This is a genomic window from Pseudomonas shirazica, assembly GCF_015168335.1.
In the GTDB taxonomy this organism is placed as follows: Bacteria; Pseudomonadota; Gammaproteobacteria; order Pseudomonadales; family Pseudomonadaceae; genus Aquipseudomonas; species Aquipseudomonas asiatica.
In genome coordinates this window covers 2,713,554-2,738,202 of the sequence record NZ_CP063456.1, presented here as the reverse complement: position 1 = coordinate 2,738,202, position 24,649 = coordinate 2,713,554, and the positions used below count along the sequence as shown (strand labels likewise).

The 24,649-nt window shown below is 62.2% G+C and carries 18 protein-coding genes and 1 pseudogene; 8 read left to right on the top strand and 11 right to left on the bottom strand.

The window, feature by feature from the left end; genetic code table 11:
• Positions 1-34 precede the first annotated feature (34 nt).
• The 7 genes and pseudogenes from IMX18_RS12460 to IMX18_RS12430 all read right to left on the bottom strand — a co-directional run bounded on the left by IMX18_RS12460 (position 35) and on the right by IMX18_RS12430 (position 5,677).
• Positions 35-418 (bottom strand): MerR family transcriptional regulator, encoded by a 384-nt coding sequence (locus tag IMX18_RS12460; RefSeq protein WP_003256870.1) that lies wholly within the window; start codon positions 416-418, stop codon positions 35-37.
• Positions 419-582: 164 nt separating this feature from the next.
• Positions 583-1,161, bottom strand: coding sequence for an NAD(P)H-dependent oxidoreductase (locus IMX18_RS12455; RefSeq protein ID WP_039612922.1), 579 nt, complete (start codon positions 1,159-1,161; stop codon positions 583-585).
• A gap of 545 nt (positions 1,162-1,706) precedes the next feature.
• Positions 1,707-2,060, bottom strand: a pseudogene (locus IMX18_RS12450) (type II toxin-antitoxin system YhaV family toxin); the annotation flags it as partial.
• On the bottom strand, positions 2,060-2,377 hold the full coding sequence (locus IMX18_RS12445) for a type II toxin-antitoxin system PrlF family antitoxin (RefSeq protein WP_095064487.1): 318 nt from the start codon (positions 2,375-2,377) through the stop codon (positions 2,060-2,062). The gene IMX18_RS12445 and the pseudogene IMX18_RS12450, both read right to left, overlap by 1 nt.
• 322 nt (positions 2,378-2,699) lie before the next feature.
• Complete coding sequence (locus IMX18_RS12440) at positions 2,700-2,843, bottom strand: hypothetical protein (protein ID WP_167506595.1); 144 nt, start codon at positions 2,841-2,843, stop codon at positions 2,700-2,702.
• Between the two features lie 338 nt (positions 2,844-3,181).
• Positions 3,182-4,093 (bottom strand): magnesium transporter CorA family protein, encoded by a 912-nt coding sequence (locus IMX18_RS12435; protein WP_100413527.1) that lies wholly within the window; start codon positions 4,091-4,093, stop codon positions 3,182-3,184.
• A 3-nt stretch (positions 4,094-4,096) separates the two neighbouring features.
• Positions 4,097-5,677 (bottom strand): RimK family protein, encoded by a 1,581-nt coding sequence (locus tag IMX18_RS12430; RefSeq protein ID WP_100413526.1) that lies wholly within the window; start codon positions 5,675-5,677, stop codon positions 4,097-4,099.
• A 94-nt stretch (positions 5,678-5,771) separates the two neighbouring features.
• Between IMX18_RS12430 and IMX18_RS12425 the strand changes: the two genes are divergently transcribed.
• Positions 5,772-6,866 (top strand): GNAT family N-acetyltransferase/peptidase C39 family protein, encoded by a 1,095-nt coding sequence (locus tag IMX18_RS12425; RefSeq protein WP_217190530.1) that lies wholly within the window; start codon positions 5,772-5,774, stop codon positions 6,864-6,866.
• A gap of 134 nt (positions 6,867-7,000) precedes the next feature.
• A complete protein-coding gene (locus IMX18_RS12420; RefSeq protein WP_217190531.1) occupies positions 7,001-8,902 on the top strand; it encodes a potassium transporter Kup in 1,902 nt (633 codons plus the stop codon).
• 181 nt (positions 8,903-9,083) lie between these two features.
• On the opposite strand, the gene IMX18_RS12415 is transcribed toward IMX18_RS12420, so the two are convergent.
• The 3 genes from IMX18_RS12415 to IMX18_RS12405 form a co-directional block, all read right to left on the bottom strand.
• Complete coding sequence (locus IMX18_RS12415) at positions 9,084-10,442, bottom strand: glutamine synthetase family protein (RefSeq protein WP_100413523.1); 1,359 nt, start codon at positions 10,440-10,442, stop codon at positions 9,084-9,086.
• A gap of 83 nt (positions 10,443-10,525) precedes the next feature.
• Positions 10,526-11,755 (bottom strand): outer membrane beta-barrel protein, encoded by a 1,230-nt coding sequence (locus IMX18_RS12410; RefSeq protein WP_217190532.1) that lies wholly within the window; start codon positions 11,753-11,755, stop codon positions 10,526-10,528.
• A gap of 442 nt (positions 11,756-12,197) precedes the next feature.
• A complete protein-coding gene (locus tag IMX18_RS12405; RefSeq protein ID WP_013972367.1) occupies positions 12,198-13,112 on the bottom strand; it encodes a LysR family transcriptional regulator in 915 nt (304 codons plus the stop codon).
• Between the two features lie 206 nt (positions 13,113-13,318).
• Between IMX18_RS12405 and IMX18_RS12400 the strand changes: the two genes are divergently transcribed.
• The 5 genes from IMX18_RS12400 (at position 13,319) to IMX18_RS12380 (ending at position 21,813) form a co-directional block, all read left to right on the top strand.
• On the top strand, positions 13,319-14,341 hold the full coding sequence (locus IMX18_RS12400) for a zinc-dependent alcohol dehydrogenase family protein (RefSeq protein WP_054572923.1): 1,023 nt from the start codon (positions 13,319-13,321) through the stop codon (positions 14,339-14,341).
• A 512-nt stretch (positions 14,342-14,853) separates the two neighbouring features.
• Positions 14,854-16,239: a hypothetical protein gene (locus tag IMX18_RS12395; protein ID WP_054572924.1), complete on the top strand. Its 1,386-nt coding sequence runs from the start codon at positions 14,854-14,856 to the stop codon at positions 16,237-16,239.
• Entirely contained in the window at positions 16,239-17,594 is a 1,356-nt protein-coding gene (locus IMX18_RS12390; RefSeq protein WP_100413522.1) for an aminotransferase class I/II-fold pyridoxal phosphate-dependent enzyme, read from the top strand. The genes IMX18_RS12395 and IMX18_RS12390 overlap by 1 nt, the downstream gene beginning before the upstream one ends.
• 311 nt (positions 17,595-17,905) lie before the next feature.
• Entirely contained in the window at positions 17,906-19,555 is a 1,650-nt protein-coding gene (locus tag IMX18_RS12385; RefSeq protein WP_217190534.1) for a VRR-NUC domain-containing protein, read from the top strand.
• A complete protein-coding gene (locus IMX18_RS12380) occupies positions 19,552-21,813 on the top strand; it encodes an ATP-dependent DNA helicase (RefSeq protein WP_054572927.1) in 2,262 nt (753 codons plus the stop codon). Before IMX18_RS12385 ends, IMX18_RS12380 begins: the two co-directional genes overlap by 4 nt.
• 172 nt (positions 21,814-21,985) lie before the next feature.
• On the opposite strand, the gene IMX18_RS12375 is transcribed toward IMX18_RS12380, so the two are convergent.
• Positions 21,986-23,167: an NnrS family protein gene (locus tag IMX18_RS12375; RefSeq protein WP_217190535.1), complete on the bottom strand. Its 1,182-nt coding sequence runs from the start codon at positions 23,165-23,167 to the stop codon at positions 21,986-21,988.
• Positions 23,168-23,381: 214 nt separating this feature from the next.
• On the opposite strand from IMX18_RS12375, the gene IMX18_RS12370 reads away from it, so the two are divergent.
• Positions 23,382-24,296 carry a site-specific integrase gene (locus tag IMX18_RS12370; protein ID WP_015270152.1) on the top strand — a complete coding sequence of 305 codons (915 nt, stop codon included), beginning with the start codon at positions 23,382-23,384 and terminating at the stop codon, positions 24,294-24,296.
• The last annotated feature ends 353 nt before the right edge of the window (positions 24,297-24,649 follow it).

Sequence of the window (24,649 nt, the reverse complement as noted above, 5' to 3'; positions counted from 1 at the left end):
GGCGCCATGGCCGTTCAGCGGCGGCGGTGCGGATTCAGCGGGCTTTTTCCAGGTGTTCGAACTGGCATTGCATCTGAGCATCTTTGAGGCTCAGCTCAAACTCGACCAAGCCGTCATGCACTTTCTGCAACGCCTGGATCTGCCCCATCAATTCCTGCTTTTTGTTATCGATGGCCTGCATGGCCAGATCCCAGGGCAGCTCCTGGCCGCGATGATCCTGCAGAATGGCCTGCATTTCCTTGAGCTTGAAACCGAGTTGTTGAGCACATTTGATGAAGGTCAGCAGCTCTACGCTTTGCTGGCTGTAGATGCGGTACTTGCCTTCGCGTTGCGGGGGGGGCAACAGGCCGATTTCTTCGTAATGTCGAATGCTTTTGACGGTGGTGCCCGACAGCTGGGCGGCTTTGCCGATGTACATGAAAATCCCTTTTTGACGCATCAGAAGCGAAAAGATGTCGCGCGCTCGCACAGGCGCGCGACATCTTTGCACAAGCGTCAGGGGGTTGGAAGCCAGTTTGGACAAGGTGTCGCAGCAGGTAGGCTCGGCTGGGCAGTGCAGGGGCACGGCACGACCGGGGCCGATCAGCGGCTGGCGACTGCCTGGACTTGTTTGAGCCAGGCTTCACGCTGTTCCGGCTTGGAGCCCAATACCGGACCGAAGGTCAGGGTTTTCAGGGGCTTTATGCCGCAGAATTCCAGGGTGGTCTTGCGCATTTGGTGCAGGCCCGGCATGCGATACACCCATCGGTAGTACCACGGCGGCGTGTCCATGGTCACCAAAAGGTGAGCCGTGCGACCCTTGAGCAGCTTATCCGGGAAGGGCGAGCCCTTGCGGTACTTGAAGGCAAAACCGGGCAGAAACACGCGGTCGAAGAACCCCTTGAGCAACGCCGGAATGCCGCCCCACCAGATCGGGTACACAAATGTCAGGTGTTCGGCCCAGGTAATGTCGTTCTGTGCGGCGATCAAATCGGGCTCAAGCAACTGGACCTGGTTATAGCCATCGTGCAGGACCGGATCGAAATCCAGGGTGTCCAGGCGCAGCAAGCGCACCTCATGGCCTGCTTGGGTGGCGGCCTCGACGTAACGTTCGGACACAGCGCCGCAAAAGCTGTCGTTCGAAGGGTGGCCGAGGATTACGAGCATGCGTTTGCTCTTCATGACAAACTCCAGGTAATGAAGTGCCAAGGGTAAAGTCTGCCCCTTACGGTAGAGTCAAGCGTTGCCGGTTAGCGGTCGAGACAAACAGTTCAGCAGCGCTCGGGTGTAGCCCGGCAAACCGTCGAATGAGTGGGCGCAGATCCGCAATATGCGTTGCGCCCAGGGGGCCGGCAGATCGCGCCAGATCAAGCCCGGATCATGGAGGGTGCGCCGGCATTTACTGGCTGCTGCCGGAGAGGTGCGCCTGTAAGGCCAGAAAACCAAGGGGCTGCCCTGGTTTTCAATAATCCGCGCCTGCAAATCGAGCTTTTCTGAGCCCGGAAGTCAGCCATTGTCGGGTGTCGGGTGACTTGTTCGGATTTCCCTAAAGACTATCAGGGTCGCCGAAGAATATTTGGACAACCATATAAATCAAAAGGTTATGAATGGGGAGTTGGTTTTGTACCCCCAGATGTACCCTTTTTTACAGCAGCTACGAGTGGATTACAGTGGACGCACCGAGGGGAGGGCCGGTGTCAAACGTGCAATCCCTCACCCAGTCGCGCAGCTTTGCTGCCTGCGGACCGTAGGGTATTTTCGTCGTTGACCCATGCATAGACGATGACCTTGGATTTTGAGTCGTAGCGAAAGAACAGCCGAAAGCGCCTGCCGATTTTTGCCCGCCGCCAATGTCGGTAGGCGGTGCCCAGCGTGTTGCCTTGGCGGAACTCATCACGGCCCGGGTCGGCAGGCACAGCCTCCATGATCAGATGGCTCAATGCCCGAAGCAGCTTGACGTTGGCGTTGCTTTCAAAACCTTGCGGGTCGTTCTGCTCGGCCCGGGCGGCGGCTTCTTGCAATTTGCGTAGCTGTAAAGTCACACCTTCATGGAACAACAGTGCCCAGCCATTTCGCAGCATCAGATCGCGACCTCACCGTCGATATCTTCGTCCAGGTTTACGGAGTGGTTTGCGTTGGCGAGCATGGTTTGCGCCAAGTCTTCCGGCAGAGTGGTGAGGTTGCGGCCGCCTCGGATATCAGCCTCCAGCAAACCCAGGAACGCACCGATGGCAGGGTCTTCGTGGGTGGTTTCTACGCGGCTGACCACGATTTCACCCCCGCGTACGTCGAATGCAATCTTGCCACCAGTGTCAATGCCCAAAAGCTGGCGAACGGATTTGGGCAGTGTGATCTGCCCCTTCGAGGTTAGCGTGGCGATTTCGTGGATGGCAGGCATGGGCGTTCTCCCGGATGTATTGATTGGATGGTAAGGAATAATCCTTACACGATCAATCTTGGTTTTCTGCTGATCAAGCATAGGCGGGGAGGACGCTCAATAGCGCCGCAAGATGAGTTACACCACTTCCAGGGGCACGATCTGTCTGATGTGCACCAAGCGATCTTCTGGTGGCTACCGGCATGGTGAGCAGATGTTGCCGATAGGATTTACCCACCAGAAGATTCATTGGATCAAGGAAGCCGAAAAAACACACCGCATAATTATTGCGGACACTGACAAGGCAGCCTAACAGCGGATCGCGCAATGCTTCAGCGCTGTTTCATGAACGCCGCTGAACTTTGGTGGCCTGACTTTTCATTAACGGTCTTGCTGGTTTATTGATACGGCGCTCGAACAGACTGATGAGCGTCCCAGTGATGGCTACCAGCGCCAGTAAAAACAGTCCGATGTCTGAGTTTTCCATGAGAATCTTCCTGCCAGTCTGTCTGAAAAATGGAGATGTCTGCCTTGCGTTTGCGCTGGGCGAGTTGATCCGTGCGTTGCCAGTACGCCGTTTCATTGGCGTGCATCGAGATTACGGCTTTTCCAGGTCAAGTTGCTGTCGGTTTTCTGCACGCTGGCGTAAAGACTCAATAAAGGGCCTGCATTGGGCTGGCATGAGCTCGCGGTGACCTCTCTGAACCAGGCAGAAAACCGTGCATTGGAAATGGGGACCCTGTGGATGGCAGTGTTCGCTGTCGGGGTAAGCCTGCTGGCAGTGCTCAACGGCCTGTGTCTGCACAATAAGTAGAGGGCAAGGGCTCATGCTACGCGCCGCAACGCCACGGCCATGCCCCCGCCCAGCGCCGCCATGCCCAGCAACAAGGCCGGAAATGACAGCCACCAGGGCATGCCAGCAGTCATCATGCTGAATTCCGACATCCCGCCGATGCTGGCCAGCAGGTTCAACGGCAGGAACACCACGTTGATCAGCGTCAAATTGCGCAGGGCGTGGTTCATGCCGTTGTTGGCCAGGTTGCCGCGGGCCTCGATGAGGTTGGTGAAAACCTGGGCGTGGATTTTCGCCTGCTGGTAGCTCTGCTCGTTCTCGATGATCAGGTCGTTGAGCGCCTCCAGCTGCTCGGGCCTGAAGCCGTGCTTCTGACCGTGGCTGCGCAGCAGCGCGAGCACGGCGCCGTTGCTCTGGATCGCGTTGACGTAATACACCAGGCTTTCGCTCAGGCTGTACATCTGCACCAGGTGCTGGCTGTCCATGGGTCGGTCGAACTGCAGCTGGATCTCCCTGGCCACCTGCTTGACCACCCGCAAATGCCCCAGGTAGTGATGCACGCTTTCGGCCAGCATTGCCATCAGCACATCCAGCGGGGTGCTGATACCGGCCTGAGGATCCACGCCGTCCAGCAGCGAATTGCTGGCGCAAATCACCACCAGGCGTTTCTCGCTGAGCACCACGCCGAATGACGATACGTTGAATACTCGGCCGTCGAAGCTTTCCGGGCGTTTCCAGATCAGGAACAGGTGATCGGGCTTGATCTCGATACGCGCCACTTCGTCCGGGTCCAGCGACGACTCCAGCGCCTGGGCGCTGACGCCCAGACGCCCGCATAGTCGAGCCTGTTCGGCTGCGTCCGGCGCCACGCACAACCAGATGCTGGCCTGATCCTCGGACGACTCAAGAAGGGCACCGTGCTCGGTGCAGTAGTATTCGATCATCGCTCACCAGGTCTGGCCAAGATGTTTGCGTTCGAGCCGCTGCACGAAGGCCTGCAGTACACGGCGGTACAGTTCGTCGCCCAGCACGGCGTCTTCGATGCCGGCATCGAGATTGGGGTTGTCGTTGACTTCAATCACCAGCACGCGGTCGCCGGCCTGCTTGAGGTCCACGCCATACAGCCCATGGCCAATGAGCCGCGCGGTGTCCACGGCCAGCTTTACCACCTCGGGCGGTGCCTGCTCCACCGGCACCGCGCGGCACCGGCCATTGACTTCGCCGGCCTGAGCCTTGTGGTTGTAGATTTGCCAGTGGCCCTTGGACATGAAGTACTGGCAGGCGTAGAGCGCCTCGCCATTGAGCACGCCAATGCGCCAGTCGTATTCGGTGTAGCAGTACTCCTGGGCCAGTAGCAGCACCGAGTGCTCGAACAGCTCCTGTGCCGCCGAGGCCAGCGCTTGGGCATCGGCAACCTTGATCACACCCTTGGAGAAGCAGCCATCGGGGATCTTCAGCACCAATGGGAAGCCTAGGCGGCGGCCCACCAGTTCAAGTTCCTGGGGGCGGTCCTTGTACAGGATCTCGGTGGCCGGTGCGCCAAGGTTGTGGCGTTTGAGCAGGTCGGCCAGGTACACCTTGTTGGTGCAGCGCAGGATCGAGGAGGGGTCATCGATCACCACCAGGCCTTCGCTCTCGGCCTTCTTCGCGAAGCGGTAGGTGTGATCGTCCACCCGCGTGGTTTCGCGGATGAACAGCGCGTCGAACTCGGCCAGGCGTGCGTAATCTTTCTTTTCGATCAGCTCCACGTCGATGCCGAGCGGCTTGCCGTTCTCGATGAACTGTTCCAGGGCCTGGGCATTGGACGGCGGCAGTTCCTCTGCCGGATCGTGCAGGATCGCCAGGTCGAAACGCGCCAGGCGCTTGGAGGCGGGCTGGCGCCACGTGCGGCGGTTGAAGGCATCCAGCGCGTCGGCAAAGAAATGCTGCTGCTCATCGCGCAGCTTGTGCAGGGCGCCTGCTTTGATGCCGGCGATCTGCCAGGCGTCGCCGCGACGAAACTCCACCAACAGGATGGGGCAGGGGAACGCCTCGAACAGCTGGCGGCCGATCTCCTGCAGTGGTTCGATGGCTGTGCGGCCGAAGTACAGGGTGAGGGTGAAGGCCTCGGTGCTGCCATATGGGTGGTTGACCAAGGCACGCTCGAGGGTGCGCTCAAGGTCGTCCAGCCCCACGCCATAGAGCGCCTTGCGGCTCAGTTCGCTGACCGTGCGTACCGACGGGAACACCTTGTGCCCACGTGCCTCGGCCAGCAGCGAGCAGTAGTAGCCCTGGCCCAGGTATTTGTAGTTGCGGCACAGGTTGAGCACCTGAGTGCGACCGGGTGCGTCATCGCTGTGCTCAAGGTAGTCCTGGGCGAGCATCAGGCTTTCGCTGGGCAGGTAGCTGGCCCAGTCCTCCTTGCGCTCCACCAGAATCAGCAAGCGGCTACCGGCGCGCCGTGTACTGGGAGGTTCCTCGTTGAGGGTGATTGTGGAAGTTTCGCTTTTGGCCAATACTTCGGCCACGTTGGCTTGCACCGCTGACATGAGTATTCGATCCCTGTTGAAGAACACGCCGCTTCAATAAATCACGGGTTTCTCGACCTGTCCCGGTTCGTTACTCAAACATTACGGTGGTGCCATGGTTTTTGATTTTCGCTTTGCGTCGGTGGCCGATGTCGAGGCGCTGGCGGCCCTGGAGCAGGACTGCTTCACCCTTGATCGCCTGAGCCCGCGCAATTTCAGCTGGATGGTGCGCCGTGCCAATGCCTGCCTGATCGTTGCCGAGCAGCAGGGGCAAATGGCCGGCTATGCGCTGCTGTTGTTTCATCGCGGTACGTCACTCGCGCGCCTTTACTCGATTGCTGTGAGCCCCGGCTGGCGTGGCCATGGCCTAGGGCAGCGTTTGCTGGAGCAGGCCGAGGCGGCAGCGCTGGAGCGCAATTGCGCTTGGTTGAGGCTTGAGGTGCGCGCCGACAACCCGACGGCGATCAGCCTGTACGAAAGCAATGGCTATTATCGCTTCGCCGTGGTCGAAGACTACTACGAAGACCATGGCCAGGCGTTGCGTTATGAAAAGCGCATCCTCTGCAACGCACCTGCACCTGCTCGGCAAGTGCCCTATTACGCGCAAACGACAGAGTTCACCTGCGGTGCGGCCTGTCTACTGATGGCCATGGCTGCGATCGAGCGTGGGCGGCCGCTGTTGCGCGCCGAGGAGATTCAGCTCTGGCGTGAGGCCACCACCATCTTCATGACCGCCGGCCATGGCGGCTGTAGCCCGCAGGGCCTGGCTCTGGCGGCCTGGCGCCGTGGGTTCGAGGTGCGCGTGGTGCTTAGCCAGCCGGGGTCTCTTTTTCTCGACGGTGTGCGCAGCCCGCAGAAAAAAGACGTCATGAGGCTGGTAGAGGACGAGTTCGTCGAGGCTCTGGGGGAGACTGACGTGCAACAGGTGGTGGCGCCTGGCTTCGATATCCGTTCGGTGTTGCAAGCGGGTTTCAGACCACTGGTGCTGATCAGTTGTTATCGCTTCACCCGTCTGAAGGCGCCGCACTGGGTACTGGTAACCGGCTGCGATGAGGAGTTCGTCTACCTGCACGACCCGGACGTGGACCACAGCCGCCACCGTCGCAGCCTGGATTGCCAGCACCTGCCGGTCAGTCATGGCGAATTTGCACGCATGAACTGCTTTGGCAGGCAGCGGGTGAGGGCGGCCGTTCTTTTGCGTGGTCGGTGAGACGACCGACGAGCATTTCTTACCCATTCTTTATGCGCTGGATCACGGCCAGGGCCAATACTGGTGCAGCTTTTTCAAGCCCCCGAATTCCCGCCTACACTCAGACTTTACGCAAAACAGACGAGACGTTATCTGTGAGTCAGACCGCAACCGCTGAAAATCAATCCCACGCAGGCAAGAGCACGGGCGTTGGCCTGTTGGTCGCAGCTGTTGGCGTGGTCTATGGCGACATCGGCACCAGCCCGTTGTATACCCTCAAGGAAGTGTTCAATGGCCACTTCGGCGTGCAGGCCAACATCGAAGGGGTGCTGGGCATTCTCTCGCTGGTGTTCTGGTCGTTGATCTGGGTGGTGTCGGTCAAATACGTGCTTTTCATCCTGCGCGCCAGCAACCAGGGCGAAGGCGGGATCATGGCCTTGACTGCGTTGGCCAGGCGGGCGGCGCGGCCTTATCCAGTGCTGAGCAGGGTGCTGGTGCTGTTGGGCCTGTTCGGCGCGGCGCTGTTCTACGGTGACAGCATGATCACCCCGGCAATTTCCGTGCTGTCGGCGGTCGAGGGCCTGCAACTGGGGATCGACGGGATTGACCACTGGGTCGTGCCGATTTCGGTCGTAGTCCTGTTAGGGTTGTTCATTATCCAGAAGCACGGAACAGCACGCATCGGTATCCTGTTCGGGCCGGTGATGGTGCTGTGGTTTGTGGTGCTCGGCGCGCTGGGCGTCTATGGCATTGCCCAGCGGCCCGATGTGCTACAGGCGCTGAGCCCGACTTGGGCCGTGCACTTCTTCGTCGATCATCCCGGCGTGGGCATCGCCATTCTGGGCGCGGTGGTACTGGCCTTGACCGGGGCCGAGGCGCTATACGCCGACATGGGGCATTTCGGTCGCAAACCGATTTCTCGCGCCTGGTTCATGCTGGTGCTACCGGGCCTTGTACTCAACTATTTTGGGCAAGGCGCACTGATCCTCAACGACCCAGCCGCGGTGCGAAACCCGTTCTACCTGCTGGCTCCCGGGTGGGCACTGCTGCCGATGGTAGCGCTGGCCACCCTGGCCACTATCATTGCCTCGCAGGCGGTGATTTCCGGTGCGTTCTCGTTGACTCGCCAGGCCATCCAGCTTGGCTATGTGCCGCGCATGTTCATCCAGCACACCTCCAGCGAAGAGCAGGGGCAGATCTACATCGGCATGGTCAACTGGGCGCTGATGGTAGGCGTTGTGCTTCTGGTGATCGGCTTCGAATCGTCCAGTGCTCTGGCAGCAGCCTATGGCGTGGCAGTGACCGGAACCATGCTGATCACCACGCTCCTGGCGTCGGCAGTGGTGTTGCTGTTGTGGAAGACACCGCGCTGGCTGGCTGTTCCGCTGTTGTTGGGCTTCCTGCTGGTGGACGGCCTGTATTTTGCCGCCAACGCGCCCAAGATCTTCCAAGGTGGCGCATTCCCGGTGATCGCCGGCCTGGCATTGTTCGTGCTCATGACCACCTGGAAGCGCGGGCGCAGCATTGTCGTCGAACGGCTGGACGAAACCGCGTTGCCGCTGCCGTTATTCATCGGCAGCGTACAGGCGCAGCCGCCCCACCGTGTACAGGGTACTGCGGTGTTCCTCTCCGCCCGTACCGACGCCGTACCCCATGCCCTGCTGCACAACCTGCTGCACAATCAGGTGCTGCACGAACAGGTGGTACTGCTGACGGTGGTCTCGGAAGATTCGCCGCGTGTCAGCGCTGACAAACGCTTCGAAGTGGAAGCTTTTGGCGCAGGCTTCTTCAGAGTCAGCCTGCACTTCGGTTTCATGGAAGAGCCCGACGTGCCGCTTGCCCTAAGCCAGAGCAGCACTGCTGAGCTGGACTTTAGCCCTATGCGCACCACCTACTTCCTCAGCCGGGAAACCGTGGTGCCCACCAAACGGATCGGCATGGCCAAGTGGCGCGAGCACCTGTTCGCCTTCCTGCTCAAGAATGCCAACAGCAACCTCAAGTACTTCAAGTTGCCGCTGAACCGGGTGATCGAACTGGGCACTCAGGTCGAGATGTGACGTTGGCCTAAGGAATGAACCGGTCGAGCACGATCAGGTCCGGGCCATGAAGATCAGGTCCATGGCGTTTCCTCCAGTAGTGAAGGAAGGCTAGTGGCACGCAGCGCAAGATGTCAGAAGGATTGGGGCTTTCTGGATAAAGATCGCATCAAGTCCATTCGTGCGGTTTTTTGGAGCGGTGTTACACACTCAATTGCAGATACTCGCGTTCCCACGTGCTGATGACTTGCCGGTAGTGGCGGTGTTCGGTGCGCTTGACCGCGACATACCCTTGCACGAACCTGTCACCCAGGTAGGTCTTGAGCTTGTCGCAGGCGTCCATTCGAGCCAGCGCCTCGTCAAGCGTGTTTGGTAGGCTCAGGCCGCAGTGAGCGTAGGCACGTCCCGATAACGGGGCGCTTGGCTCGATCCGTTCGCGCATGCCCAGATAACCGCACAGCAAGGTGGCGGCCAGCGCCAGGTAGGGATTGGCATCGGCGCCGGGCAGGCGGTTCTCCACGCGCATCGCGGCGGGCGATGCGCAGGGTACACGCAGGCCGACGGTGCGGTTGTCGTGGCCCCAGGCGACGTTCACCGGCGCGCAGTTGTCCGGCAGGAAACGGCGGAACGCGTTCACGTTGGGCGCGAGCAGCGGCAGCAGCTGCGGGATGTAGCGCTGCAAGCCGCCGATGTAATGCATGAACTGCTCGCTCATGCCGCCGTCATCGCGGGCGAACAGGTTGTCGCTGGTATGCAAGGCTTGCACACTCTGGTGGATGTGCATCGCGCTACCGGGTTGGTAGGCGATCGGTTTGGCCATGAAGGTCGCACTGATGCCGTGCTTGAGCGCCGCTTCGTGAAGGGTGCGCTTGAACAGGATGAGCTGGTCGGCCAGGCGCAAAGCGTCGCCGTGGCGGAAGTTCACTTCCATTTGGGCGGGACCGCTTTCATGGCTCAGGGTATCGAGGTCCAGCCCCTGGGCATCGCACCAGTGGTAGAGGTCTTCGAACAACGGTGCGAATTCGTGGGTGGCGTCGATGGAGAAACTTTGCCGACCCCGTTCCGGGCGGCCGGAGCGGCCGTCGGGTGCCTCCAGTGGCACATCCGGATCAAAGCTGCGCCGGGTCAGGTAGAACTCCAGCTCTGGGGCTACCACCGGTTGCCAGCCCTCATCGGCATACAGGCCGAGCACCTGCTTGAGTACATGGCGCGGCGACAGTTCGATCGGGTTGCCGGCCTTGTCGAACGGGTCGTGGATGACCATGGCGGTAGGCTCGGCCAGCCAGGGTAGAACAAAGCAGGCCTGCGGATCGGGGCGGCAGTACATGTCGGCACCTGCCTCGTCGAGCAGGGTATCGAACACATGGTCATCGACGTATTCACCGGTCACCGTTTGCAGCAGGACGCTTTCCGGCAGGCGCATGCCACCTTCTTCGAGAAAGCGAGCGGTGGCGGCGATCTTGCCTCGGGCGATGCCACAAAAATCGCAGAGCGCGCACTCGACTTCGGTGATGCCGTGTTGCCTCAGTTGCTCTTGCAACTGCTCAAGGGGGTTATTCATGAAAGCCTCGTCGGATTGGACATTTATTCCTTGACGCCCGTGGGTCGAGCCCTGTGCGACCACAGGGCTTTAGGGGCAGAGCATCAGGCCGGTTTCGGCGAGTACCCGAACCTGGTCACGCTCATCACCGCTGGCACCGAACCATCGTCGGCGCCCAGTGCCTTGACGTAGGCCACCTCGCCCCGTACGAAGAACGGGCCGTCACGGTAGGTCGGCGTGGCGGTCAACGCCCAGGCGCCGGAGCCTGGGCCGTAGAGCAGGTTGGTCGAGGCGCAATTCTGGTCGGTGCCGCAACTGCCGCCCTGGCTGTCGATGAATTCGGCACGCACGCCCAAGGCCCAGTGTTCATCGAAACTGTACTTGGCCAGGAGCGCGGCGCCATAGCTTTCGGCGGCTGCATGGATGCCGATGTCGCGGTCTTGGTCAATACGGGTGTATTGCAGGTAGGGGCTGAGGGTGAAGTCACCGTCGGTGTGGGTGTAGATCAGGTTGTAGAGCTGGCTGTTGTTCTGCACTGTGGGCGTGGCGATGTTCGACTTCGCGTTGCTGGAGAAGTTACCCGCCCCGATGAACGCCAGGGTGTTGTCGGCATCGAAAGCGTAGGCGAGGCTGGTGCTGACCCAGTTGTACTTGCCGGAATAGAAGCCATCGTTGACCGACAGGCTGGCGCTGAGTTTGTCCCTCGCATAGTTCAGTTGCACGCCGCGGCTGATGGAGGGCTCCTGGTTCCACAGCTGGCCACGCTGGATGTTGATGTTTTGAAAAGTGAAAGTGGACTCAGCACCAACCAGGGTCGGCAGCGAGCCGGCCAGGATCGCGAAGTGTTCGCCCAACGGCGCCTTCAGGTAAGCCACTGGCAGGTTGCCGTAAAGCTCTTCGGCGGCCTTGGTCGACTTCATGTAGGTGCTGCCCAGGGACGGCAACGAGTAGCCACCGGCCTGGATATAGAACTGCAGCGGCCTGTCGATGGTCTGGATCTCGACTTGGGCATTGCTGAGGTCGGCGCGGAAGGTGTCGTTATCGTTACCGGGAGCATCGATAATATGGTTCTGCCACAGGCCGAGCCCGGTCAGTTGACCGCTGACGTAGACCTTGCCCAGCAGTGTCGTGTCCACGGCGAAGGGGTTGGGGGTGGGTGGCAGGGTGCTGGCGATGGCAGGGGTAGGAAGTGGATCCGCCAGTGCTGGCCCGATCATCAGTAATGTGGCAAGACCAGTCTGGACGGGCAACAGGGCGAGGGGCTTGGTCTTGCAGGATTTTGCGAACGAAGCGGACTGGGTGGGGCGAATGAAGGTATTGACGTACAGGAACATGTAACGCTCTCGATACTCCGAAGAAGTGACTAAAGCGTATTGATTCGCGTGCCAAGTTGCTGTCGGTTTATTTTTCGCCGGCGTAAATTCTTGATAAAGAGTACTAGGCATGGTTGCTGCGCGGCCCTACCTACACAGCAGCGCTCCAACTCTCACAACAACGTCAGTTCTTGATGATCTGTGCCGCTTCCTGAATTGGGTTTTCATTATCTCAGGTGTGTAAGGAAAGAGGTTCAAGTCGACAATCTTAAGCGAGCAAATGGCCATCGATTTCAGTTTGGGAGCGGCAGGGGGTGTAGACATCAGGTTGGGGGCATCCTTTTCAAACCATCCAAAGCATGCCCTCAAATATGCCCCAAATTTAGCAATTAGCTGGAGGAAAATGGCTCTTCGAGGCTAGGAAGAGGCAGAAATGATTAGTTATTAAGCATGCGCGAAGCCCCTATAGGCTGTCAGGGTCGCCGAAGAACATCTGAATCCGCGACCGCAACCACCGCTCTGCCGGGTCATTGTCCTGCGCCCCGCGCCAGGCCATGTGCAGTTCGAAACTGCGCACATCCAGCGGCAGATCCTCGGCCCGCAACCCACCCGCCGCGGTCAACGCATCCGCCGTGTAGTCCGGCACCGTAGCGACAATATCGGTGCCCGCCAGCAAGCTCCCCAGCCCGTTGAACTGCGGCACCGCCAGCACCACATGGCGCTTGCGGCCAATCTCTTCCAGCGCCTCGTCGATGAACCCCGACAGGTCCCCGGCAAACGACACCAGCGCATGCGGCCGCGCGCAGAAGTCGTCCAGGGTGATGGCGCCGGGCACGCTGTCGGCGCGCAGCAGTTTCGGCATGCTGCGGCGCAGCACCTTGCGCTTGGCGTTGGCTGGCAGCTCGCTGGTGTAGCTGACCCCCACCGAGATCTCGCCCGAAGCCAGCAGCGTCGGCATCAGCAGGTAATTGACCCGGCGCACCACCAGTACGATACCCGGCGCTTCGGCGCGTATGCGCTTGAGCAGCTGCGGCAGCAGGGCGAATTCGGCGTCGTCCGACAGGCCGATGCGGAACACCGCATTGCTGGTGGCCGGGTCGAATTCGGCGGCGCGGCTGACGGCGGTGGAAATCGAGTCCAGCGCCGGGGACAGCAGGGCGAAGATCTCGTGGGCCCGGGCCGAGGGCTCCATGCTGCGGCCGGTACGCACGAACAGCGGGTCGTCGAACAGGTTGCGCAGGCGCGACAGCGCCGCGCTGATGGCGGGCTGACCGAGGAACAGTTTTTCCGCGGCACGGGTCACGCTGCGTTCGTGCATCAGCGTTTCGAACACGATCAGCAGGTTGAGGTCTACGCGACGCAGGTCGTTTCGATTCATCGGTGAGCTTCGCCTGAAGTGGGGCAGAGGTGAATCTTAAGGCCAAAGGCTGGTACCCTGCACGGGTTTAGGGGGACCAATCGCAGGGAAAGTCAGGTGCCCAATCGATGACAGGCATGTCGACTATTAATGACCACTGATGGTCTAACCGGCAAAGCCCGGATAAAGTCCGTGGTAATTAGAGGTTCACAAAGGCGAGGTATGCGATGTCCCGCATGATCCGTTTCCACAAGTTCGGCGCTGCCGATGTGCTCCGTTGCGAGGAGCAGGCCGAACCGTCACCTGCTGCCGACGAGGTGCAAATCCGCGTCGAGGCGGTTGGCGTCAGCTGGTATGACGTGCTCTGGCGCCAGAACCTGGCACCGTCCCAGGCGCGCCTGCCGGCGGGGATCGGCCACGAGATGGCCGGGGTGGTGACCGCGGTCGGTGAAGGGGTCGAGGATATTGCGGTGGGTGACCGGGTTGCCAGCTTCCCGGCCACCAGTGCCAACGACCACCCGGTGTATGGCGATGTCATCGTGCTGCCGCGTTCGGCCATTACCCGTTATCCGGATGTGCTTACCCCGATCGAGGCCAGCGTGCACTACACGCCGCTGCTGATCGCCTATTTCGCCTACGTCGACCTGGCCCGGGCGAAAGCCGGGCAGACGGCGCTGGTCACCGATGCCAGCCATTGCGCGGGCCCTGCCTTCGTGCAACTGGGCAAGGCCCTGGGGCTGAAGGTGTTCGCCGCCACCAAGGAGCCGGAACAGCGTGAGTACCTGCTGGGCCTGGGCGCCGACAAGGTTATTGTCACCGAAGAGCAGGACCTGCTGCTGCAGGTTGGCAAGTACACCGATGGCCGTGGTGTGGACATGGTCCTGGATGGCATGGGTGGGCCGCAGATGTCGCTGCTCGGCGATGTGCTGGCACCGCGCGGCAGCCTGGTGCTGTATGGCCTGCAAGGCGGCAATCAGACGCCATTCCCGGCTTGCGCGGCGTTCCAGAAGAACATCCAGTTCTATGTGCACTGCATCGGCAACTTCACCGGCAAGCCGGAGCTGGGTATCAGCCAGGACCAGGTGGCGCTGCAGCGCGCCTTGCGCGATATCAACCAGTTCACTGCCGACCAGTTGCTGACACCGCAGATCATCAAGGTTTACCCGTTCGAGCAGGTGGTCGAGGCGCATCGCTACATGGACCAATGCCCATGCGGCGGGCGCGTGGTGCTGGACATGGGGCAACACTGACAGCGGTCTGCGTCATCAGGAAGCCCGGGCAGAGTCCCGGGTTTTTTGTGCCCGGTACAGAATGATTGATGTTTAAAAAAGAATTTTCCTACAATAAAAGGAGACGCGGATTATATTTAAACGATCGCTCAGAGGTTCGTCGAAATATTCCGCCAAGCTTTTTGCCTTGAATTGTTATTCCCTCGCGGTCAATGTGTTTTCTCACTTCTTCTGAATGGTTTTTTTACCCTGATCTGTATCTTCTATTCGCCTTGCATCCCTCGATAATGGCTCAATGATAGTTTGCGCAAGGAGCGTGGAATGAGCATGGCTATGCCCAGGCCAGGGCGGTCTATGGCAGCGGCGGGGCGTCGCTACGATGCGTTTTTCTCGATGTCTTGGCGACAGTGACTGGTTACGTCATTACTTCCAATTAGTTGTAGGAAATTTCTTCTGGAAAAGTTCAGGGCATGTTGATGTTCAGGTTCTCTGATCAACCTGCGCTGGCTGCATGAAGTTGATGAGGTGATTTCGTGACTGCTATTCACGACCAGGCAATGCACTATATCTACCAGCAAGTACTCGAGCGCTTGCTCAGTCATATGTCACAGGCGCAGCGTGCTTCCTTGCAGTTGTTGATACAACGGCTGCTGGTTGCTGCAGGCGGGCCAGAATACATCGGCACCTACCGCTTGCTGGTGCTGCAAGGCAACGATCAGCGCAGCGCCCGGCTGCTGGCGATGCTGCGTGCCGCACAACTGAGTATCGCCCTGCGTGCGCCGGTAACCTTCCAGCTGCGGGTGCTGGTAGTGAGCCTGCCCGTGGCTGACAGTGCCACGCTCGAATGCCATGAGCGCGGCTTCAATGCGCTGTTCTTGCAGGATGACCCGCGGGTGCAACTGCAGATGATCAAGGGGCGTGAAGTAGTGCCGTTCAGCCGGCATGCCCCTGCCGCGCCCGAGAGCTGGCTGTTGGCGAGGGACGCCATGCTGATGTTCGGTCACCTGGTCGACGCCAGCCCCGAAGCGCTGCTAGGGAGTCGCCTGCACCTGGAGTTGGCGGCCGCGGTGGGCTTTGCGCTGCAGGCCCATACCCCTGCGGATGTATTGATCACCGCCATCCCGGCGTGCCAGCGCCGCCGGTACCTTGCCTGGGCACGGCGCAGCTTGCGCCTGGCAGGGGAGCGGGGGTCGTATGCGGTGCACCAGTGCCTGGCAACGCTGGCACAGGGGCTCAGTCGCCTGCATGGCGGCATCGGGGGCCCATCGAGCGCCCTGGCGGAACCGGCCGTGGGGGCGGCGCCGCAGAACACGCCGGTGCGGTTGATTGCCATTGACGACCTGCTGCCGCCGTTGCTCGAAGAACAGCAGCTTGACCTCATGCTCGGTTGCCGCTTCGAGGGGGGCCTGGACGCCCGGCCATTGGCCGCGTTCGTCGAGCCGTTGGCCCCGGCGCAGTTGCAGGAACTGCACGCGCGCAGTCTCGAACCGCAGGCAAGTCGCCCGGCATTGCGGCTGGCTGGCCAGCCGGGCGCCAACAAGCGGCGCGATGTGCATCAACTGCAGTTCGGCAGGGCATACGGCATCAACCAGATCCAACAGGTGTGCCTGTTGTTCAGCCCGTTTGCCAGGCAGGGGAAGAACCTGGAGCGTTTTCTGCAGTGCTGGCATGCCGACATGCTGGTGGCGCTGCCATACCTGCATAGGGCATTGCAGGGTAAACCCTGCCCTGAAGCGGTGAAAAACTGGCTGGTGAACACCAGCGGCCTGCCGCTGGGGCAACTCAGGTTGATCTATGGCGGGGGCCTGCCGCTGGCCTCCTGGCGCCTGATGAGCCATCTGGCCCGTCGCGATGTACAGCTGAGATTGCTGCCACGGCGGTCAGCGGGGCGGCGGCGTGGTCATGCGGGGCCGCCTTGATGGAGCAATCGGGCGCCGGAGAGTTCGCCTATCGCAAGGTCTATCGCTACCTGGAAGCCCTGATCGACCAGGCTCCACGTAGTGGCCCCTGCCGTTTGCCGTCGTTGCGCGAGTTGGCCCGGCGGTTGCGGGTGTCATTGGCCACCGTACAGAGTGCCTACAGCCTGCTGGAAGAAGAGGGCCGCGTGCAATGCCTGCCCAGGTCGGGCTATTACGTACAGGGCGCTGCCAAGGATGCTGCCGCGGCCATGCCTCTGCAGGCACCCCTGCCGGCACAGCCGATGCTGGAGCGAACCCTGCTCAGCCACGAACGGCGCCTGGCACGTCAGCGCACGCACAATGGTGCCCCTTGGGACGCGCCCGGCAGCGCCCGCCTGCGCAATGCCGTCGCAGAACGCTATACCCGTTCCTCCAACCGGTACTGGCGTGCCGAGGACGTTCAGTTGGCTCCGGATGTGCAGGCGTTGCTGGAGACCTTGCTGGCGGCGTTGGCCGTGCAAGGAGGAACCGTGGTGGTGCACTCGCCCTGTTGCTGGCAGGTACTGCGCGCGTTGGCCCGCGCCGGCATGCGAGTGTTGGAGGTACCACTGGATACCTGCGGCAACCCGGACCTGCGCGCCCTGGCCTGGCTACTGGATAGCGAGCCGGTGTGCATGCTCGTGATGCCGTCGTGCCTTGGCATGCCGCAGGGGCGGCTGGTATCACCGCACTATCAGCAGCAGCTTGGCCAGATGCTTGGGCAGCACTCTGTATGGGTGCTGGAAAACGACCTGGACAGTGAGCACTGTTACAGCGGGCCGCCGAATATGCGCCTGCGCGATTGGGTCGACCCCCGCTGGCTATTGGTGATGGGGGCGTTCGATGCTGCAGTGGGGAGCGAGGCGCCCTATGCCTACTTGCTGGGCCATGATGCCGGGCTGGCCAAGGCTTTTGCGGAGCGTGCGTTTCGGCTTGCACCGCTTCGCCTGCAAGCGCTGGCGCACATGTTGGGCAAAGGCGAGATCGAGACGCAACTGGTGCGGCTACGCACGGACCTGCAAAAGCGTATGCAATGCCTGGCGCGTGAGCTGCAGCTGCAGTTCGGCCAGCGGGTGGCATTGGAAACGCCGGAGGGCGGTCGGACCCTGTGGGTGCGCTTTCGCCAGCCGCTGCCATGGGCGGATATTGCCGCGTCGTTGGCGGGTTCAGCGCTGCATGCAATGCCGGGCGAGCAGTTCAGCCTGCAGGGGCGCTACCAGCAGTGCCTGGCGATGGCGTGGCTGGGTGATCACCCGGGTGAGCTGCAACAGGCGGTAGAGCGCCTGGCCCAGGTGCTGGAACTGCGCTGTGGCCGGCCCGCCGGGGTTACACCTTGAGCCGTCGGGGGATGTCGGGCTGTGCTGTGCGCAAATAACAGATATCGCTCGCCTGACGCATCCTTTGTAGGAGCAGCCTTTTGCTGCGATGAGGCCGACACCGCGATGTAGTCGAACAGGGCAATGTTCTGCACGTATTCGCACAGGCCGACACCGCCGCAGTGCGGGCCAGTTCGCCGGGGCTGCTGCGCAGCCCAACGCGAAACAAGGCCGCTCCACAGACAGCGCCACCGAACTGACCCACGGCACTTGCCAGGCTTACTGGTCTGTATGTATAACCAGTATCCATTCCAGCCGCCTGACCCCAGCCCGTGATCGCCCATTCCGTCGACGACCCGTTCTACTACCTGCACAATTTCCGCCAGGTGCTGCTGTGGGTACAACAGCGCTACGAAGACCTGCTCGACGATCAGGAACTCGCTTTCATCCACACCTTCAGCCAACTGGACGCCCCGGCGCAGGCCCTGATGGTGCGCATGGTCATGCGCAAGGGCGAGCTGTTTCGCAGCGACCGCCTCGACTATGCCGAAATTGGCGATACCGGGCAGGCCCTGCAGCCGTTGCTGGCCCTCGGCTGGGTACGGGAGCCCGCGCAACTGGAACTGGAGCAACTGTTCGCCCTGTTGCGCAAGGACGAATTTGCCCGTTGTTTTGCCCCACAGCTGAGCCGCCCTCGCGCCGCCAAGCATGACCTGCTTGCACAGCTGCAACCTCTGGGCCTGCAAGCCCGTTCACTGGCCGAGTGGTTCCCGGACAGCGGCATGCGCATCCTCCATTGGTGCCTGCAACCCTTGTGCGACCGCATGCGCCTGCTGTTCTTCGGCAACCTGTACCAGGACTGGTCGGACTTCGTCCTCGCCGACCTTGGCTTGTTGCGCTACGAGCAGGTACCGTTCAGCCCCGATTCGCGTGCCCTGCAACAACGTGCCGAAGTCGACCTGGCCATGGCCTTGCACCGTTGCGCCGAGCGCCTTGAGCAAGGCGACGACCCGCAGGCGATCCTGGCAGCCATGCAGGGCCTGCACAGCGACAACCCATGGCTGGCCCGGCGCCATGCGCGCCTGCAATTCGCCTTGGGCCAGCAATGCGAGCGTCTGGGCGACTGGGCGCAGGCCATGGCTGTGTACACGCAGTGCAGCCATGCCCAGGCGCGCATCCGCCAGGTGCGGGTGCTGGAGCGCAGCGAGCAGTGGCCCCAGGCCCATGCACTGGCGCTGCAACTGGCCGCGGCACCGGCCAACGACCTGGAAGTGCAGGCGCTGGAGCGCATGTTGCCACGCCTGGCACGCAAGCTCGGTGGCCCGCCACAGCGGCGCCAGCGTGTCGCGCCCCTGGAGCTGATCGAGCTCGAGCTGCCCCGGGAACGGGCAGCGCTGGGCGTGGAAGAGGCGGTACGCCAGCACCTGGCCGAAGCCGACGGGCCGGTGCATTACTTGGAGAACACGCTGTTCAACAGCCTGTTCGGCCTGCTGTGCTGGGAGGCGATCTTCGCCCCGGTGCCTGGCGCGTTCTTCAACCCGTTCCAGGCCGCCCCGCAGGACCTGCACGACGGCGACTTCCAGCAACGCCGCAGTGCTCTGTTCGAACGTTGCCTGGGGCGGCTCGACGATGGCAGCCATCACCGGGCGATTCTGGATTGCTACGCCGCCAAGCAAGGGCTGCAGTCTCCGTTCGTGTTCTGGTCCGTGCTCAGTGAAGAATTACTTGAGCAAGCCTTGGCCTGCCTGCCGGCGGCCCATTTGAAACAGTGCTTCCTGCGCCTGCTGCAGGACATCCGCAACAACCGCGCCGGCATGCCCGACCTGATCCAGTTCTGGCCCGAGCAAGGCCGCTACCGCATGGTCGAGGTCAAGGGCCCTGGCGACCGCCTGCAGGACAACCAGTTGCGCTGGCTGGAGTTCTGCCGGGCGCACGGTTTGCCTGTCGCGGTGTGCCATGTACGCTGGAGCGAAACGCCTTGAGCTATAGCGTGGCGGTACGGGCTTTGTGCGAGTTCAGCGCCAAGGTCGGCGACCTGGACCTGCGCTTCACCCCATCACCCACCGCTCAGGAGGGGATCGAGGGGCACCGTCGGGTGGTGGCGCGACGCGCTGCGGGCTATGAGTCGGAAATTACCCTCGAAGGTCAGTTCGAAACCCTGAAAGTGCGTGGCCGCGCCGACGGTTACGACCCCACCTGCAAACGCCTGGAAGAGATCAAGACCCACCGTGGCGACCTGGCGCGCCAGCCGGCCAACCATCGCCAGCTGCACTGGGCGCAGGCCAAGGTCTATGGCTGGTTGATGTGCCAGGCTCGGCAACTGCCGGACATCGAGGTGGCGCTGGTGTACCTGGACGTGGACAGCGATGGCCAGACGCTGATCAGTGAACACTGCACGGCAGCCGAACTGCAGGCCTTCTTCGAAACCCAGTGCCAACGCTTTCTGGCTTGGGCACAAGGGCAGGAGCAGCGCCTGGCCGAGCGTAACCAGGGCCTGCAAGCGCTGGGCTTCCCCTATCCGGCGTTCCGCCAGGGCCAGCGACAACTGGCGGAAACCCTGTACAAGGCCGTGAGTACCGGCCGTTGCCTGATGGCCCAGGCCAGTACCGGAATTGGCAAGACCCTCGGTACCTTGTTCCCCCTGCTCAAGGCCATGGTGCCGCAGCAACTGGACAAGCTGTTCTTTCTCACGGCCAAGACCCCGGGCCGGGCCCTGGCCCTGGATGCCATGCGCCAGATCACCGATGCCACGCCGCAGCCGGCCTTGCGCACGCTGGAGCTGATCGCCCGCGACAAAGCCTGCGAGCACCCCGACAAGGCCTGCCATGGCGAATCCTGCCCCTTGGCCGCAGGCTTCTACGACCGCCTGCCGGCCGCGCGCGCTGCGGCGGCAGCGTTGCCCATGCTTGACCGCGCCCAGCTGCGCGAAGTGGCCTTGGCGCACCAGGTGTGCCCGTATTACCTGGGCCAGGAGATGGCGCGCTGGGTAGACGTGCTGGTAGCGGATTACAACTACTACTTCGATGCCCATGCCTTGTTGTTTGGCCTGACCCAGGCCAACCAGTGGCGGGTCGCGGTGCTGGTGGACGAGGCGCACAACCTGGTCGAGCGCGGCCGCGGCATGTACAGCGCCAGCCTCGACCAGGGGCAGTTGCAGGCCCTGCGCCAGAGCAAACCGCCCGGGCTGGTCAGTGCGCTGGACCGGCTGAATCGGCAGTGGAACGCCCTCTACAAGGAGCAGCGCGCGCCGTACCAGGCCAGCGAGTCGCTGCCGGACGCTTTGCTGCGCGCCCTGCAGCAATGCATCGGGCTGATCCAGGAACAGATGAACCAGGCACCCGCGCAAATGGACCCGCAGGTGCTGCAGTTCTTCTACCAGGCGTTGCAGTTCAGCCGGGTTGCCGAGCTGTTCGACGAGCACTTCCTCTTCGACATCAGCCAGCGCCAGGGGCCACGCAAGCGGCGGCTGGCCACCCTGTGCCTGCGCAATGTCACCCCGGCGCGCCTGTTGGGCCCACGCATGCAGGCGGCGCGCTGCGTGACGCTGTTCTCCGCAACCCTGAGCCCACGGCATTTCTACAGCGACCTGCTGGGTATGCCGGCCGATACCGCCTGGCTGGAAGTGGCCGCGCCGTTTCGCGCCGAACAGCTGGAAGTGCGCATCGCCAGCCAGGTATCCACCCGCTACCAGCAACGCCAGGCTTCGCTGGCGCCGATCGTCGAGCTGATTGCCCGGCAGTACGAGCGCATGCCGGGCAACTACCTGGCGTTCTTCAGCAGTTTCGAGTACCTGCAACAGGTGGCCGGGCTGCTGGCCGAGCGGCATGCCCAGATACCCATGTGGGCCCAGGAACCAGGCATGGACGAGGCGGCCCGGCAGGGCTTTCTCGACCGTTTTGTGGCGGATGGCCGCGGGGTGGGCTTTGCGGTGCTGGGCGGTGCATTCGGGGAAGGGGTGGATTTGCCGGGTACCCGGCTGATCGGCGCGTTTGTCGCCACCCTCGGGCTACCCCAGGTCAACCCGGTCAACGAGCAGTTCAAGCAGCGCCTGGGGCGGCAGTTTGGTGCGGGGTTCGATTACGCCTATCTCTACCCGGGCGTGCGCAAGGTTATCCAGGCGGCAGGCCGGGTCATCCGGGGCGACCAGGACCGTGGCGTTCTGGTCTTGATCGACGAGCGCTTCGCCGAACCCCGGGTGCAGCAGATGTTCCCGGGGTGGTGGCCGGCGCCGGGAGGTTAACGCGGCCCCGGCAATTTGTGCATCTGTGCTGAAACCTTGGGGCTGCTTCGCAGCCCATCGCCGGCAAGCCAGCTCCCACAGGTACAGCGCAGGCCTTGAGGTCGGCGCGGTCGGTGTGGGAGTTGGCTTGCCGGCGATGGGCCGCAAAGCGGCCCCAATCTAGGCATCAAGGCTAGCCCGGCATACCGTCAGCCCGTGGCCGCAGCAGGATGGGCAGGTAGTGGCGCAGGAACAGCAGCAGCGCCAGGCTCCAGCACATTACTGAAAGGCTCACCCCCAGCGGCGTTAACAGCGGCAGCACCACCCGCGCCAGCGTCGCCAGTTGGATCAAGGCAAAGGCCCAGGCAATGCTGGTCGGCACCTGCAGCGGCCTGCCGGTGTGGCCCAGGCTGACCCGTGCCATCATCGCCAGGATCAGGCCGCTCATGGCTCCCACGGTCAGGGCGTGAGTCACCAGGCTCGGGCTCAGCGCCACCCCGGCATGCCACAGCGCCATGCCCAGGCAGGCAATGGCAATCCAGGCATAGGCCAGATGCAGCGACCACAGCAGGGGCACACGCCACAGGCCGTGGTCATGCCACAAGGCCAGGCGGGCCGTATGCAGAGCGAACAAGGCGCCGAACAGCACGGCCAGGCCGATACGCGGCGTGTCGGCCAAACCCGCGGCAAAGGCCAGCGGTACCGCCACGCTCAGCAGCAGGCAGGCCCGGTCCAGCCAGGGGTGGGCAGGGGCCGGTGCCATGTTGCCCAGGCCGCGCCGGGTGAAGAACGGGATCACCCGCCCGCCAAGCACGGTCATCATCGTGGCCACCAACCACAACCCGGCAAACAGCCCGCGGCGCTGCCACAGTTCGTCCTGGCGCAGCCAGCCGACCAGGGTCAGCCACTGGCAGGCGGCGATCAACAGCACCAGGCCGACGATCGGGTAGTTGTTACGCAAGCGCCGTTGCACGATCGGCCGTGCCAGGGCTAGTGCCACCAGCGGCAGGAAGCTGCCCTCGATCACTACCAGCAAGCTGTCCGGTAGTGGCAGGAACCAGCTCACCCGGCCCAGCAGCCAAAGCAGGAACAAACCCTGTAGCGCGCGCCCGTTCAAGCCTGGGATGCCGCTCCAGTTCTGCACGGCGGTCAGCAGGAAACCCGCGATGATGGCAGCAGCAAAGCCATAGAGCATTTCGTGGCGGTGCCAGGCGAGCATGCCGCCGGGGGGCGTGGGCTCCAGCGCACCGGCCAGTACGCCGCCCCACAACAGCAAGGCGAGCAGCGCAAACAAACTGCCACCCAGGAAGAATGGGCGGAAACCCAGGCCCCAGACGGCCTGGCGTGGGCGTGAATCGATCGGCTGCACAAGCATGGGCTGACCTTCGTTCGTTCAGTGGGCTCAATTGGGGTAAGATCACGATCCGTGCCAGCTCCGAACCCCTTGTATATCAAGGTGATGGCACTTCTCCGGGTCCGAATGACATGTGTATTCCGCTGTTATTTGGACCTGCTTGTATGTCGTATTGACTTGCTTCAGGGTCTGGCCGGTTCGCCGCTGGCCAACGCTTCGCTACAGGATTCACGTTTTGTCCGATCTCTCGAAAAATCCGCTGCTGCAGTACATGGCCCGCCTGGCCCCATCCAGCCAGCAAACCATGCGCTACATCCTTCAGGACGCCGCCGATCGGCTGGGTTTTGTCGACTGCAATATCGTCGATGTGCCCTGGCATCGGCTCGAGCCCGGCCATGTGATCGCCCTGGTGGCGGCGCTGCGTGCGGACGGTTACGCCCCCAACAGCTCGTCGCTGTACGTCAACGCCATTCGCGGTGTGATGAACGAAGCCTGGCGCCAGGGCCTGATCGATCACGAGCAGTTGCTGCGCATTCGCGAAGTCAAGCCGGCCACCGGCAGCCGCCTGCCGCCGGGGCGCAACCTGCGCCGCAGCCTGATTCGCGAGCTGATGGATGTGTGCGCGGCCGACCCACGGCCGCAGGGTGTGCGTGACGCGGCGATCATCGCCTTGCTGTACGGCACTGGCATGCGCAAGTCGGAATCGGTGGACATCGACCTGGACCAGGTCGACTTCGAGGCGCGCAGCCTGCAGGTGCTGGGCAAGGGCAACCGCCAGTTGATCAAGTACGCCCCGCCATGGGCGTTCGAGAAGTTGCAGGCGTGGCTGGACCTGCGCCGCCAGGACTTGCCCGCAGGGGCCGAAGACGACCCATTCCTGTTCAACCGCATCCGCCGTGGCAGCCATATAACCCGAGCGCGCATCACCAAGCATGCCATTTACTACATCGCCCGCCAGCGTGGTGCGCAGGTGGGCGTGAAGATCATGCCGCACGACTTCCGTCGCGCGTTCATCACCCGGGTGATCGAAGAGCACGACCTGTCCATTGCGCAGAAGCTGGCGCATCACGCCAATATCCAGACCACCGCCATCTATGACCGGCGTGACGACAACGAACGCCGGCGTGCGGTGGACCGCTTCGATTACTGAGTTTTGATAGTTGGGGCCGCTTTGCACCTTGCTCTCATAGAACGGCACATGACTCATTGGTTCGGCGAGGTACTGTAGGAGCAGCCTTGTGCTGCGAAGAGGCCGGTACTGACAAAGCCTGTCTATTGTCTGTACCGGCCTCTTCGCAGCACAAGGCTGCTCCTACAAAGGACGCTTCAAACGAGCGAAATTTGTTCTCTGCGCGACTGCGCAGCCCAAAAGGGCTGGGCAATCTCCCACAGGTACCAGCAAAGTCCTCCAGGTACCTGTGGGAGCGGGCGCGCCCGCGAAGGGCTGCAACGCAGCCCCATTTTCACCTTGCTTCGGCACCGAAACAGGGCCGAAGCACGCCC

What these genes read in the sequence shown, in the direction of transcription:
- IMX18_RS12460 (WP_003256870.1), bottom strand. Translation starts at nt 418, where the DNA reads ATGTACATCGGCAAAGCCGCCCAGCTGTCGGGCACCACCGTCAAAAGC.
- IMX18_RS12455 (WP_039612922.1), bottom strand. Translation starts at nt 1,161, where the DNA reads ATGAAGAGCAAACGCATGCTCGTAATCCTCGGCCACCCTTCGAACGAC.
- IMX18_RS12445 (WP_095064487.1), bottom strand. Translation starts at nt 2,377, where the DNA reads ATGCCTGCCATCCACGAAATCGCCACGCTAACCTCGAAGGGGCAGATC.
- IMX18_RS12440 (WP_167506595.1), bottom strand. Translation starts at nt 2,843, where the DNA reads ATGGAAAACTCAGACATCGGACTGTTTTTACTGGCGCTGGTAGCCATC.
- IMX18_RS12435 (WP_100413527.1), bottom strand. Translation starts at nt 4,093, where the DNA reads ATGATCGAATACTACTGCACCGAGCACGGTGCCCTTCTTGAGTCGTCC.
- IMX18_RS12430 (WP_100413526.1), bottom strand. Translation starts at nt 5,677, where the DNA reads ATGTCAGCGGTGCAAGCCAACGTGGCCGAAGTATTGGCCAAAAGCGAA.
- IMX18_RS12425 (WP_217190530.1), top strand. Translation starts at nt 5,772, where the DNA reads ATGGTTTTTGATTTTCGCTTTGCGTCGGTGGCCGATGTCGAGGCGCTG.
- IMX18_RS12415 (WP_100413523.1), bottom strand. Translation starts at nt 10,442, where the DNA reads ATGAATAACCCCCTTGAGCAGTTGCAAGAGCAACTGAGGCAACACGGC.
- IMX18_RS12410 (WP_217190532.1), bottom strand. Translation starts at nt 11,755, where the DNA reads ATGTTCCTGTACGTCAATACCTTCATTCGCCCCACCCAGTCCGCTTCG.
- IMX18_RS12405 (WP_013972367.1), bottom strand. Translation starts at nt 13,112, where the DNA reads ATGAATCGAAACGACCTGCGTCGCGTAGACCTCAACCTGCTGATCGTG.
- IMX18_RS12400 (WP_054572923.1), top strand. Translation starts at nt 13,319, where the DNA reads ATGTCCCGCATGATCCGTTTCCACAAGTTCGGCGCTGCCGATGTGCTC.
- IMX18_RS12390 (WP_100413522.1), top strand. Translation starts at nt 16,239, where the DNA reads ATGGAGCAATCGGGCGCCGGAGAGTTCGCCTATCGCAAGGTCTATCGC.
- IMX18_RS12375 (WP_217190535.1), bottom strand. Translation starts at nt 23,167, where the DNA reads ATGCTTGTGCAGCCGATCGATTCACGCCCACGCCAGGCCGTCTGGGGC.